The organism is Spirillospora sp. NPDC048819 (assembly GCF_040650055.1).
GTDB lineage: Bacteria > Actinomycetota > Actinomycetes > Streptosporangiales > Streptosporangiaceae > Spirillospora.
This window is the reverse complement of sequence record NZ_JBEZGN010000003.1, coordinates 166471-179930: the sequence shown is the minus strand read 5'-3', so window position 1 is coordinate 179930 and position 13460 is coordinate 166471. Positions and strand designations below refer to the sequence as shown.

The 13460-nt window shown below is 74.9% G+C and carries 8 protein-coding genes; 1 reads left to right on the top strand and 7 read right to left on the bottom strand.

The genetic code is table 11. The features are described 5' to 3' along the window. Positions 1-11: 11 nt before the first annotated feature. The 5 genes from AB0C35_RS06685 to AB0C35_RS06665 all read right to left on the bottom strand — a co-directional run bounded on the left by AB0C35_RS06685 (position 12) and on the right by AB0C35_RS06665 (position 10854). Complete coding sequence (locus AB0C35_RS06685; protein ID WP_358451394.1) at positions 12-710, bottom strand: ABC transporter ATP-binding protein; 699 nt, start codon at positions 708-710, stop codon at positions 12-14. Beyond that, positions 707-1636: an ABC transporter ATP-binding protein gene (locus AB0C35_RS06680; protein WP_358451392.1), complete on the bottom strand. Its 930-nt coding sequence runs from the start codon at positions 1634-1636 to the stop codon at positions 707-709. The genes AB0C35_RS06685 and AB0C35_RS06680 overlap by 4 nt, the downstream gene beginning before the upstream one ends. Further along, positions 1636-4227 (bottom strand): FtsX-like permease family protein, encoded by a 2592-nt coding sequence (locus AB0C35_RS06675; RefSeq protein ID WP_358451391.1) that lies wholly within the window; start codon positions 4225-4227, stop codon positions 1636-1638. The genes AB0C35_RS06680 and AB0C35_RS06675 overlap by 1 nt, the downstream gene beginning before the upstream one ends. Then, a complete protein-coding gene (locus tag AB0C35_RS06670; RefSeq protein WP_358451389.1) occupies positions 4224-7520 on the bottom strand; it encodes an FtsX-like permease family protein in 3297 nt (1098 codons plus the stop codon). The genes AB0C35_RS06675 and AB0C35_RS06670 overlap by 4 nt, the downstream gene beginning before the upstream one ends. A gap of 118 nt (positions 7521-7638) precedes the next feature. Then, positions 7639-10854 (bottom strand): BTAD domain-containing putative transcriptional regulator, encoded by a 3216-nt coding sequence (locus tag AB0C35_RS06665; protein ID WP_358451387.1) that lies wholly within the window; start codon positions 10852-10854, stop codon positions 7639-7641. Positions 10855-10982: 128 nt separating this feature from the next. Between AB0C35_RS06665 and AB0C35_RS06660 the strand changes: the two genes are divergently transcribed. Further along, positions 10983-11543: a dihydrofolate reductase family protein gene (locus tag AB0C35_RS06660; protein ID WP_358451385.1), complete on the top strand. Its 561-nt coding sequence runs from the start codon at positions 10983-10985 to the stop codon at positions 11541-11543. A gap of 91 nt (positions 11544-11634) precedes the next feature. Here the strand turns inward: AB0C35_RS06660 and AB0C35_RS06655 are convergent, their stop codons facing one another. Then, positions 11635-12489: a helix-turn-helix transcriptional regulator gene (locus AB0C35_RS06655; RefSeq protein ID WP_358451831.1), complete on the bottom strand. Its 855-nt coding sequence runs from the start codon at positions 12487-12489 to the stop codon at positions 11635-11637. A gap of 80 nt (positions 12490-12569) precedes the next feature. After that, a complete protein-coding gene (locus AB0C35_RS06650) occupies positions 12570-13391 on the bottom strand; it encodes an SAM-dependent methyltransferase (protein WP_358451383.1) in 822 nt (273 codons plus the stop codon). Between the last annotated feature and the right edge of the window lie 69 nt (positions 13392-13460).

The window sequence follows — 13460 nt, the reverse complement described above, 5'->3', positions numbered from 1 at the left end:
GGTGACCGGCGTCAGCCTGGGGTTGGGACGGGGGTTTCTGTGATTATGCCGTCTTCCAGGTTGAGGATTCGGTCGGCTTCGGTGAGGAGGGCCTGGTCGTGGGTGGCGACCAGGACGGTGACGCCTTCGCTGGAGACGACCGCGCGGAGGAGGGGCATGATCGTGGCGGCGGTCTCGGAGTCGAGCTGGCCGGTGGGTTCGTCGGCCAGGAGGAGGCGGGGGCGGTTGGCGAGGGCGCGGGCGATCGCCACGCGCTGGCGCTGGCCGCCGGAGAGTTCGTAGGGGCGCTGGGCCGCGTGGTCGGCGAGGCCGACCAGGGAGAGCAGGATGCGGACCCGCTCGTCGCGTTCGGCGGGGGCGGTGCGGACGAGGCGGAGCGGCACCTCGACGTTCTCGGCGGCGGACAGGACGGGGATCAGACCGTGGGACTGGAAGACGAAGCCGATGTCGTCGCGGCGGAGGGCGAGGAGGTCGTTCTCGGGGAGTGTCCCGACGTCGCGGCCGTTGACGCGGACGGTGCCGCCGTCGGGGGTGTCCAGGCCGCCGATCAGGTTGAGGAGGGTCGTCTTGCCCGAGCCGGAGCGGCCCTTGATGGCGACGAGTTCGCCGGGCGCGGCCTCGAAGCTCGCGCCGCGCAGGGCCGGGACCTCGATCCTGCCGGTGCGGTAGGTGCGGGTGAGCGCCTCGACGGCGACCATCGGCTCGGTCATTCGGTTTCCTCCCGGTCCGGCCAGACGCCGACGTGGTCGTCCTCCAGGTTGAGGCGGACGCGGTCGCGCATGTCGAGGGCCTCGGTGAACGCCGCGGGGAGCTGGACGCGGCCGACGCGGTCGAGGACGGCGTACTCCTCGGCGGTCCGGGTCCCGTCGCCTTCGGAGCGGCGGCGGACCTCGCTGCTGGTGCGGCCGTCGCGGATGCCGACCGTCCTGTCGACGTGCTCGGAGATCTGCGCGTCGTGGGTGACGACGACGGTGGTGGTGCCGAGTTCCTCGTTGACCTGGCGGAGCGCGCCGAAGACCTCGGCGGCCGTGGCGGTGTCGAGTTCGCCGGTGGGTTCGTCGGCGAGGACGACGCGGGGTTCGTTGGCGACGGCGACGGCGATCGCGATGCGCTGCTGCTGGCCGCCGGACAGCTCGTGGGGGCGGCGGCCCGCGCAGTCGCCGACGCCGAGCATGCCGAGCAGTTCGGCGGCGCGGGTGGCGCGGGCGCGGCGGGACCGCCCGGCGAACCGCATCGGCAGCTCGACGTTCTGCGCCGCCGTCAGGTACGGGAGCAGGTTGCGGGACGTCTGCTGCCAGATGAACCCGACCTGCTCGCGCCGGAACGCCAGCCGTTCCTTGGACGCCATGGTGAGCAGGTCGGAGCCGGCGACGCGGGCGACCCCGGCGGTGGGCACGTCCAGGCCGGACAGAATGTTCAGCAGCGTCGACTTCCCCGAGCCGGACGCGCCGACGATCGCGACCAGCTCGCCGGGGTCGACGAGCAGGTCGAGGCCCTGCAAGGCGACGACCTCGACGCCGTCGGTCTTGTAGATGCGCACGAGGTTGTCGCAGACGATGTGGGCGCCCTCGCCGTAGACGGGGCCGCGTTCGGCGGCCCGGCGCTCCAGTTCGGCGAGGTCGGGTGCGTTGGTCATCATTCCCCCGTTCTCAGGGCGGTGCCGGGGCGGGTGTCGAAGGCGCGGTCGACGGCGACGGCGGCGGCGGCCGCGAGCAGCAGGGCCGCGGCGAGGCCGAGCAGCGCGGGGACGCCGGGGACGTGCGCCGTGGCGGCGAAGCCCCCGGTGTAGGGGCGCAGGTCGACGACGGGGCCGGTGATCTCGGGCAGCAGGAGGCCGAGCGTCCATCCGGCCCCGACCGCGCAGAGGAGGACGGGCGCGATCTCGACGAGCGCGAGGCCGCGGCTCTGCCGGCGGCTCAGGCCGAGGGCGCGGAGGCGGGCGACGGTGCGGCCCCGGGCGCGGGCCCCCACGACGAGGACGAGCAGCACGGCGAGGAGCCCGTAGGCGCCGCCGATGAGCGCGCCGTCCCGGAACGTGTCGTGGACGACGGAGACCAGCGGCGTGCCGGTCATGCCGTCCAGGACGACCTGCCGCATCCGGATGTCGCGGCCGGGGGCGGCGGCGCGGAGGGCTTCGGCGTCCAGGTCGTGCCCGGCGACGAAGACCTCGGACGGGAAGCCCTCCGCCCCGGCGAGCAGCTTGTCCGGGACGATGACGAACGCTGAGCCGGCGTCCAGCCCGGGGAAGCGTTCGATCCGGCCGGACGGTGTGACGCGCAGCGGTTCGAGGCCGGGGCGGCTCAGCGTCACGGTCCCCGAGCCGAGGAAGCGGGAGGCGGACGCGGAGACCCACACTCCGGGCGAGTCCGGAATGCCGGGCACGTCGGAAGCGAGGTCGCGGTAGGCGTCCAGGTCCACGCCGACCACGGTCATCGGCGCCGGGTTCGCCTGGGACGTCACGTTCGTGACGACCCGGGCCGGGACCGCCCCGGTCACACCGCGCACCGCACGGATGCGGTCGAGCGCGGCGTCGTCCAGCGGCCCGGCTTCGATGAAGGCGTCGGCGCCCACCTCGGACCAGGACGCGCGTTCCTGCCCGTCCCGCAGCGCGGTGTCGACGGTCGCGGCGAAGCCCGCCACGGCGGTGGCGATCAGCAGGACGACCAGCGGCAGCGTCCCGACGAGGTTCTGCCGGGCGGCGCGGGCGAGGCCGAGGAACGCGACGGCCCCGCGCCGCCGGCGCAGGTAGGGCCCGGCGGCGCGCAGCAGATACGGGTAGGCGCGCAGGACGAGCACGCCGAGCGCCGCGCCGAGCAGCACCGGCACGGCGGCGATCAGCGGGTCGGTCCCGGCGGACCCGCCGCGCCGGCGCAGCAGCACGGCGCCGATCACGGCGAGGGCCACGAGGAGGAGGTCGAGGACGAGCCGCCGCCGGGACGGCCGTGCCGCGGCGCGGTCGTCCCGCCGGTCTGCCGTCGATTCCAGGCCGCCGCCGCGTTCCCGCGCGACCATCGCGGCGGACAGGGCCAGGACCGCGGCGACCGGCACGGCGATCGCGTACACCGATGCGGTCTGCGGCGGTCCCGCGTCCAGCAGCCGTCCCGCCGCGTACCCGAGCCCGGCGGACGGGACGACGGCGAGCGCGGTCAGCCCGCAGGCGTGGACGGCGAGCTGCCGCAGCGCGGCGCCGCGTGCCCGCATCGTCCCGAGGACGGGCCTGAGCCGTTCGCCGAGCAGCCCTGCGGCCAGCAGCAGCACCCCGGCGGCGACGGCGGCGAGCCCGCCGAGGGCGAGCCCCAGGACGGACCGGGCGGTGTGGAGCCGGTCCGAGTACCCCCGCAGCCGCCCGTCCAGCACGGTCACCACCTGGCAGGAGAACAGGTCGGAGCGGCCCTGCACCGCGGACCGGTAGGCGTCCAGGTCGGCCGCCATGGCGGTGACGTCGGCGGAGTCGACGGCGTCCCGGCGGACCGGGAAGCGCCAGCTGTAGGTGAGCCGCCGGTCCGGGTCGCGGGTGAGCATCGTGTAACCGCCGACGCCCATCAGGGCGGTGCCCAGATCGGCCTGGACTCCGTCGCCGACCGACGCCTTCGTGGCCCGCACCATGCTGGGACGCGCCTGCCAGTACGGGTCGGCGGCGTTGACCGGTTCGTACAGGCCGGAGATCCGGACCCGCACGGGCCGGGGCACGTCCCTCTCGCTGAGGGAGAGCCGGTCGCCGGGCTTGTAGCCCATCGCGTCGGCGTACTTCCTGGCGACGACGACCTGGATCTCGGTGTCCTCGTCCTCTGTGCCGGACGGCCGGTTGACCGGCGGACCGCCCGCGACGAGGCGGACGCGCTCGATGGCGCCCTCGGCCCAGCTCAGGTAGAGCAGCCGCGGAGCCGGCGCCTCCCCCGCGATCGACATGCGGCCGGAGGTGACGGACGGCTCCGGTTCGCCGGCGACGCCGCGCAGGGACGCCGGAAGCAGATCCTGCCAGGCGAGGGAGTTGGCCGTCATCGCCGCCATGTTGGGGATCAGCCGCGCCGCCGTGTCGCCTCCCGACGTGCCCTCCACGAGCACGTCCGCGCCGGTGCCCACCGCCGCGGCCGCGGCGCGGTCGTACCCGGCGGCGATCCTGGCCGGCAGGACGACGGCGAGCAGCGCGGACACCGCCGTCAGCACGGCCAGCGCGACGAGCGGCGCCCACTGCGCGCGGGCCAGCCGAATCACCGGGCCCCTCATCGGTCCTCCCCCGCACGCAGGCCCGCGCCGAGGTCCCGGCGGCGCAGCACCCGGATCACCGGCGCCAGCACAAGGCCGAGCACCACCGCGACCCCGGCGAGCATGCCGAGCACCACGGGCCATCGGACGACGAGTTCGGCGGGCGGGTACGGCTGTGCGGCCTGCACGCTCAGCACCACGTGCGGGACCACCAGCCGCGCCACGACCAGCCCGAGGACCGTCCCGCCCAGCAGGCCCAGCACGACCAGGTACGCCTGCTCGATCGCGAGCATCCCGGCGACCTGCCGGGGATGGACGCCGAGCGCCCGCAGCACCGCGAACTCGCGGGAGCGCTCGCCGGCCGTCACCGCCGCGTTCACCACGAACGCGATGACGGCGAACGCGAGCGCCGCGCCGAACCCCAGGACCAGCGCCCCCTGGAGCGCGGCGCCGAGCGGCGCGTCCCGCAGCCGCGAGCGCAGCGCGACGCGGTCCCCGGCGACCTCACCCCAGGCGGGGTGGCCGTTGAGGGCGCGGACGGCGGGGGCGGTGCGGCCGGCCCGCGCCGAGGCCCACCATTCCCCGGGCGCGATGCTTCCGGTGTTCGCCGCGCCGACGGCGATCCGGCTCTGGGTGAGCGTGGGCAGGTCCACCAGGACGCCCGGCGTCCCGGGAGGCACGCTCGGCAGCGCGGGCGCCACTCCCACGACCTTGACGGGCTGGTCGCCGTCGACGGTGCTCAGCGTGACGGTGCCGCCCACGCCGGTCTTGGCCAGGCGTGCCGTCTCGTCGGTGATGACGCCCGGCACGGCCGGCTGGAGTTCGGCGTTCCCGACGCCGTGGGACGGCGGCGTGGACGTCCCGAGCACCGCGTCGACCTCCCCGAGCGGGGCGCTGCTCGTGCCCCAACCGATGTCCTCCAGCTTGGGCTCGGGGATGGAAAGCCTCCCGAGCGTGCCCTCGGCGTCCTTCATGGTCGGTGCGGTCCGCGCCGTCGGGTCCGGCGGGAAGGCGAACGCGTCCCAGCGGGAACCGGCCGGGCGGGTCGCCTCCCCGGTGCCGTCGCCCCGCACCCGCAGGATCTCCAGTTCGAGCGGCCCCGCGATGGGGTTGTCGTCATAGGAGTAGTGGACGCTCCGTACCGCCAGCGGGTAGGACAGCGCGCCGCCCGGCCCGGCGAGGTCGTCCACCGTGACGGTGTGCTCGGCGCCGTCGGGGGCGATCCCGGGAAGGGTCACCCTGCGGGCCAGCCCCTGCCCGTCCACGATCGTCACGGCGATCTTGTAGGCCGGGCCGTCCGGTGGCCGCAGGTCACCCGGCGCCGGTCCCGCGCGGCTGAGCCGCAGGTCGAACAGCAGCCGCTCCGGCCGTCCCGGGACGGTCAGCACCGGCGCGGGAGGACGCAGCCGGGCCAGCTCGTCCAGCCGCAGCGCCCGCCGCAGTTCCGGCTGGACGCGCAGCAGCGGGCCGAGCGCCTCCGCGTCCGCGCCGAGCACGACCGCGGGCTGCGTGCCGAGGTCGGCGTCCGCGCGCAGCACCGGTGTCGCGGACGTGACGCCGGGCAACGCCGCGAACCGCCCGCCCTGCCCGAGCGGCGCCGGGCCCCCGTCGCGCGCCGAGGGGACGAGCCGCAGGTCGGACCCGCTCTGGAAGTCCGCCTGGTCGATGTGGGACTGGCGCCAGGTCGCCATCGTCGTCACCGAGAGGATCCCGACCGCCATCGCCATGACCAGCAGCAGCACCGGACCGGTGTAGCGCAGGCGCCGGCGGCCGACCTGGCGGGTGCCGAGGACGGGCACCAGCCCCCGCCCCCGCGTCGCGACCCGTTCGGCGGCGCGCGACACCAGCGGCACCGCCCGGAGCAGCAGCACCCCGCCGGCGAGCAGCGCCAGCGCCGGGCCGGACACGATGAACGGGTCCACACCGCCCGGACCGCCGCCCGGACCGCCGCCCGCGCCGTCCACCCCGTACCGGGTGAGCTGCCAGATCGCGAGGCCCGCGACGAGGAGCAGCGCCAGGTCGATGCCCGATCCGCGCATCCCGCCCCGCGCGGGGCGGCCGAGTCCGGCCTGCGCCTCCACGAACGTGCGGTTCGCGCCGCGCAGGGTCGGGATCGTCAGGACGGCCGCGCAGGCCAGTGCCGTCAGCACCGAGACGATCCACAGCGACCCGGACGGCCCGGTGTCCAGCCGCAGCCCCGACGCGCGCACCGCCGGGGCGAACCCGGCGAGCCGCAGCAGGGGCCCGGCCAGCAGCGGGCCGAGCAGCGCGGCCGGCAGGACGATCAGCAGCCCCTCGGCCAGGCCGGCGGCGGCGAGCTGCCGCATCCCCATGCCGCGGGTCCGCAGCAGCGCGACCTCGCCGCGCCGGTGGTCGGCCAGCAGCCGGGCGACGAGCAGCCACGCGCACCCGGCCAGCAGGACGAGCTGGATCACCGGGATGAGCATGGTGGAGCGCGCGACCTGGACGGCGTCGCGCAGTTGCCCGGCCAGCTCCGGCAGCTTCGTCACGACGGCGAACTGCGTCCCGTCCCCGGCGTTCTGGAAGGTCTCCTCGCCTGCGGCGACCCGGTCGGCGAGCGGGCCCAGCTCGCCGGCGCCCACGTCGCGCAGGTCGGGCAGGACGGTGAAGCGGACGTCGGCGCCGGTGCCGGTGAAGCGCTCCGCGAACACCTCGGGACGCACCACGAACGGCCCGTACGTCGTGTAGTTGAGGCGTTGGACGCCGGTCGTGACGAGCCGGTCGCCCTGCCAGAAGTAGTGCGCGGGGTCCGGGACGTCGAACAGCCCGACGACCCGGACCTTCACGGCCGACTCCTTGTCGACGCGTCCCCTCAGCGTGAAGGCGTCGTCCACGCCGACGCGCATGGCGTCGGCCGCGGCGCGCGGCAGGGCCGCCTCCACCTCACCGGAACCCGGCCCGGCTCCCGACCCGGGCCAGCGTCCCTCGGTGAGGCGCGCGTGCTTCTCGATCCCGGTGTAGGTCGCGAAGGCGGTCAGCTCGGGATGGTCGCCGTCCTCCTGCCCCGGCATCGTGTACGAGTCGCTGCGCACGCTCATCGAGACCGACAGCGGCACGTCCCGGTAGATCTGGCCGAGCGCGCGGCCGACCTGATCCCGCACGTCGCCGAGCCCGCCGGGGCGGACGTGGGTGCCGATCGTCGTCCCGGCCGTCTCGAACGTCGCGTCCGCGAGGGTGCGCCGGACCCCCTCGCGGGTCACCGGCCCGGTGTAGCCGACCAGGGCCGCGAGGACGGTGGTGGCGAACAGCGCCGTCGCGCAGGCGGCCAGCGCCAGCGTCCGATCGCCGGCCATCCGCCCGATGATGAACCCCCGTCGCCCCATGGCGTGATGATCAACTCTGTGCGGTCACGCGACAAGGGGTCGTAATGATTCTTTGACAAATCGCGATGATCTCGAAATCAGCGACAAGTTACTCGGCTGAAACCCGCCACACCGAGACACCTTTCGGTGGGACGGCCTCCGCGCGCCGCAGAATCTCCTCCGGATCGAGGGCGGCACCGGCCTCGAAGGCGTCGCCCGCGTCCCCGATCCGCGCGGTGGCGCGGTCGATGTCCTCCTGTTCGGCCGGCCCCGCGGGCAGACCCGCCGACGCGCGGATGGCCGCCGCCTTGCCGAGTGCGTGCGCCGCGTCCTCGGTGCGGCCGGCCAGGCCCAGAGCACCGGCCAGCCCTTCCAGGGAGCCCGCCAGGTCGCGCGGCGCCTCCAGGCGGATCGCGACGGCCAGCGCGTCCCGGTGGCAGGTGAGCGCGCCCGCCGCGTCCCCGCGCGCCTCGGCCACGCGGCCGAGGCCGGTCTGGACGAGGGTCAGGTAGAGCGGCGGGAACTCCTCCGGGGAGGCGGTCGCCATCAGGCGGTGCAGGCGGTCCTCGGCGTCGTCGAGACGGCCTTCGCGCTGTGCCACCAGGGCGAGGCCGATGTCGGCGAACATCACGGCCTGCGCGAAACCCTGCTCCACGGCCACCCGGTGCGCGCGGCCGAACAGGCGGCGGGCGGACGCGTGGTCGCATCGCAGGTAGGCGATCCAGCCGCGCCAGGCCATCCGGACGGCGACGTCCGGCCACAGGTGCAGTTCCTCGGCCATCCGCTGGCCGTCGTGCTGCAGCCGTTCGGCGCGGTCGTAGTCGCCGGTCAGTTCGGCCAGCGCGCCGAGCCACTCCACCGCCTGCAGCCGGCCCCAGCGGTCCCCGACCTCGGCGAACAGTGCGGCGGCCCGCTCGGCGTCGCGTTCCAGCGCGGCCGGGTCGCCGTGGGCGTGGGCGTGCTGCGCCCGCAGGATGAGCGCGGCCGCCTCGCCCCAGCGATCACCGGACGCGCGGAACGCGTCCAGCGCCTCCTCCACCGATGCCGCGCCCGCCCCGACGTCGTCCAGCTCGACCTGGGCGTACATCAGGAACCACCGCGCCCAGGCCCGCAGGCGCTCGTCCCCCGCCTCGTCCACGAGCCGGAGGGCCTCGTCCCGCGACTCCCTCCAGTCACCGGAGGCGTCCTTCAGGACGGACAGGCCCGCGCGCCACGTCAGCGTCCTGGCACGCACGGCGGGTGAACCGTCATGGGCGAGCGCGGCGTCCAGAGAGCGCAGCGCCTCGGTCAGCCTGCCGCGCAGGAACCAGTACCAGGCGAGCGCGTTGGCCAGCCGCAACGCGTCCTCGCCCGTGGCGGCGTCGAGCGCGACGCGGAGATTCGCCGATTCGGTGTCGAGCCTCCGCAGCCAGCGCGCCTGGTCGGGCCCGTACAGGTGACGTTCGGCGCGTTCGGCCAACTCGACGTAGTGGCGGCTGTGCCCGGCGCGTGTCCGCTGGACCTCCCCCGCCTCGGCCAGCCGTTCGGCGGCGTAGGCGGCGACCGACTCCAGCAGCCGGTACCTGGGCCCCTCACCCGGACGTTCCGTCATGACGACCAGCGAGCGGTCGACCAGCCGGACCAGCAGGTCCAGAACCTCCGCCTCGGGGACGTCCTCCCCCGCGCACACCGCCTCGGCCGACTCCGCCGCGCAGCCGTCGGCGTGCACCGACAGGCGCCGCAGGACGGCCCGCTCCGGCCCGGTCAGCAGATCCCAGCTCCAGTCGATCATCGCGGTGAGCGTCCGCTGCCGGGCCGGGGCGCCCCGGTGCCCGGACGACAGCAGCCGGAACCGGTCGTCGAGCCGGTCGACCAGCCCCTCCACGCCGAGCGTCCGCACCTTGGTCGCGGCCAGTTCCAGGGCGAGCGGGATCCCGTCCAGGCGGCGGCACACCTCCCCGACCGGCCCCGCCGTCTCCGCGTCCAGGCGGAAACCCCGCGACGCCGCCTCCGCCCGCGCCGCGAACAGCCGGACCGCGCTCGCCCCCGCGGGATCGTCGTCGCGGCCCGGAACGTCCAGCGGGGGGACGGCCCACACCACCTCGCCGGGCAGCCCGAGCGGCTCCCGGCTCGTGGCCAGCACCCGGATCCCCGGCACGCCGCGCAGCAGCCGCTCCACCAGCTCCGCGGCCTGCTCGATCACGTGCTCGCAGTTGTCCAGCACGAGCAGCAGCCGGCGGGCGCCCAGCGCCGCCGCGAGCCGGTCGAGGGCCGCCTCCGGGGCGCCGGGCGCGTCCCGGATGTCGAGGATGCCCGTCACGACCACCGCCAGGTCGGGGACGCCGGCCCGCTCGAACCCCGCCAGCTCCGCCATCCACACGCCGTCGCCGAACCGGTCCACCAGCCCCGCCGCCGTCTCCACCCCGAGCCGCGTCTTGCCGACCCCGCCGGGCCCGGTGAGGGTCACGAGCCGGTCGGTGCCGATCCGCGCGCGGACCTCCCTGACGGCGTCGCCGCGCCCGATCAGCTCCGTCGGCGGGACGGGCAGGTTCGACCGCCGCGCGGACGGCGGCGGGGACGGCGGTGCGGCGGGCGCGTCCAGGCCCGGGTCCTGCCGCAGGATCGCCCGCTGGAGATCGGCGAGCCCGGACCCGGGATCGAGGCCCAGCTCGTCCGCCAGCAGCGCCCGGTAGCGCTCGTAGCTCTCCAGCGCCTCGTTCTGCCGCCCCGCCCGGTAGAGCGCCCGCATGTGCGCGGCCCGCAGGCGTTCACGCAGGGGATGCGCGCCGACCGCGTCACCGAGCTCCCCCGCCAGGACCCCGTGCTCTCCCAGGTCGAGCCGCACCTCGGCATGCTCCTCCAGCGCGGTCAGCCGCAGCTCCTCCAGCCGCGCGATCGCCGGCCGCGCGAACGGCTCGTCCGCGAAGTCGGCGAACGCCGGCCCGCGCCACAGGCCCAGCGCCTCGGCGAGCAGCGCCGCCCGTTCCTTCGGCTCCGCGGCCTGGCGCGCGTCGTCCACCAGCCGCCGGAAGCGCCGGGCGTCCACCCGCTCGCCGCCGGCGCCCAGCAGATATCCGGCCGGACGCGACTCCACCAGCGCCCGCGCGCCCGGCTCCGCGTCCTCCAGCACGCGCCGCAGCTGCGACACCTTCGCCGACAGCGCCCCCATCGGGTTCCCGGGCAGATCCTCGCCCCACAGGTCGTCGATCAGCCGGTCGGCGGGCACCGGGCGGCCCTCGCTCACCAGCAGGTCCGCCAGCAGCGCCCGGACCTTCAGCCCGGGCACCGCGACCAGCCCGCCGTCGTCGGTCCACACGGCGAGCGCCCCAAGCACCCCGAAACGCACACTCCGACCCTAGCCGCGGCAAGTGACGGCGCCGCCCGGAAAGCAGCCGTAAGAATGCCGTAAACGCTCTGCCGCACAGTGGTTCCAGCAAGCCGGAAAGCGCACGATCGAACCGACGGAGGAAAACCATGCGCAAGATCATCAACTCGACGTACGTCTCGCTCGACGGCGTCATCGAGAACCCGCAGAACTGGACCTCGGCCTACTTTCAGGACGAGGCCGCCGCCTACGCCCGCGAGCTGCTGTTCTCCTGCGACGCCCTGCTGATGGGCCGTACGACGTTCGACGGCTTCTCGCAGGCGTGGCCCGCCATGGAGGAGGCGACCGGCGACTTCGGCGTCCGGATGAACAGCCTGCCCCACTACGTCATCTCCGACTCCCTGCAGAAGCCCGGCTGGGGCGACACCACGGCGATCCGGCGGTCGGACGCCGTCGCCGAGATCGGCAGGCTGAAGGAGCAGGACGGCCAGGACATCCTGCAGTACGGCTTCGGCGCGGTGTCGCGGACGCTCGTCGAGAACGGGCTGCTGGACGAGCTGCGCCTGTGGATCCACCCGGTGATCGTCGGCCCGGCCGACCTGAGCGAGCTGCTCGCGCCCAAGGACTTCACGGCGTCGTTCGAGCTGGCGGACACCAGGACGCTCGGCACCGGCGTCATCATCGCGACCTACCGTCCCACCGCGAAGTAGACCATCGCACCTCGAAGGGGGGCGGACGGGCGGGAGAGGGCGGAAGCGGGCAGGGCCCTGGCCATGGCGCCGGGGCCCTTCCCCGTGTGCTTCAGCCGAGCCGGTCGAGCTGACCGAGCCGGCCGAGCTGGTCGCAGATGCTCCGCAGGAGGGCGAGCGTGCGGACCGGCGGCTCCGCCTGGACGCCGAGCCGGTTCAGAACGTCCCGGTAGCGGATGAGGTCGGACGGCCTGTCCGGATACATCGCGCTGGTGAGCTGCTCCAGGTAGACCACGTCGGGCAGTTCGGGCTCGGCGAACCGCAGCAGCGTCATCGGGCCGCCCTCGGCCGCGTGGCCGCCGGTGGCGAACGGCAGGATCTGGAGGGAGACGTTCGGGCGCTCCGCCATCTCGATCAGGTGCCGGATCTGCTCGCGCATCGTCTCGGCGCCGCCGACCAGGCGGCGCAGCGCCGCCTCGTCGAGGACCGCCCAGAGCTTCAGCGGGTCGGGACGCTCGAACACGCGGCGGCGCTGCATCCGCAGCTCGACCCGCCGCTCGATCTCGTCCTGCGTCGCCTCCGGGTACCGGGCGGCGAGCAGCGCACGGGCGTAGCCGGCGGTCTGCAGGAGCTCCGGGACGTCCTGGACCTCGTACACGCGGACGACGACGGCGCCCTGCTCCAGCCCCAGATAGGGCTCGAACCAGGAGGGCACCACGTCGCCGTACTCCTGCCACCAGCCGGGGACGTTCGCGGCCTCGGCCAGCTCCAGCAGCGGCTCGCGGAGGTCCGGGGCGGTCACGCCGTAATGGGTCAGCAGGTCGGCGACGTCGCGTTCCTTGAAGCCGACGCGGCCCAGCTCCATCCGGCTGATCTTGGAGTGGGAGGCGCGGATCTCGTACCCGGCGTCCTCGGTGGAGATCCCGGCGGCCTCCCGGAACCGGCGCAGCTGCGCGCCGACGAGCATCCGCAGCACGGTCGGGCCCGACGTCCGGTCCCGCTGCGCGGGGACGACCGGGGCCGGTTCGTCCGGGGGTTCGCCCGCGCTCATGCCTTGCGCCCGACGGCACAGAACTCGTCGACCTCGTCCGGCTCGCCGAACGGCCCCGGCTCCACCCGCCACCGCGACACCGGCACGACGCCCGGCTCCAGGATCTCCAGGCCCTCGAAGTACCCGGCGATCAGCTCGGGCGTGCGCAGGTGGTAGGGGGTCTCGCTCGCCTCGTTCCACATCTTGATCGCGCTGTGGAACGTGTCGCCGGTGAAGACGTCGGTGCTGTCGGCGACGGCCAGGTGGCTCCCCGGGGGCAGCGCGCCGACCAGCTGCGCGACGATCGAGCGCGCCGTGTCGTAGTCCGGGATGTGGCCGAGGATGTTCAGGAGCATCAGCGCGACGGGACGGTCGAGGTCGAGCGTCCGCCCGGCCTCGGCGATGATCCGCCCGGGGTCGCGCAGGTCGGCGTCGATGTAGCTGGTGGCGCCCTCGGGGCGGCTGGTCAGCAGCGCGCGGGCGTGCGCGAGGACGAGGGGGTCGTTGTCGACGTACACGATGCGGGCGTCGGGCGCGACGCGCTGCGCCACCTCGTGGGTGTTGTCGACGGTCGGCAGGCCGGTGCCGATGTCGAGGAACTGGCGGATGCCGACCTCCCCCGCCATGTACCGTACGGCCCGGGACAGGAAGGCCCTGGAGTGCCGGGCGATGTCCACGATCTGCGGGTAGACGCCGACGAACTGGTCTCCGGCCGCCTGGTCGACGGGGTAGTTGTCCTTGCCGCCCAGCCAGTAGTTCCAGATGCGCGCGGACTGCGGAATCGCGTTGTCGATCTGGGGCTCGGACGGCACGCCGCCGCCCGGTGCCGAATCTCCCACGGGGACCGCCTCCTCGGACGCGCAAAAACCTTTCTACGGGACGAAGTTACTCGTAAGACGTCCACTTGC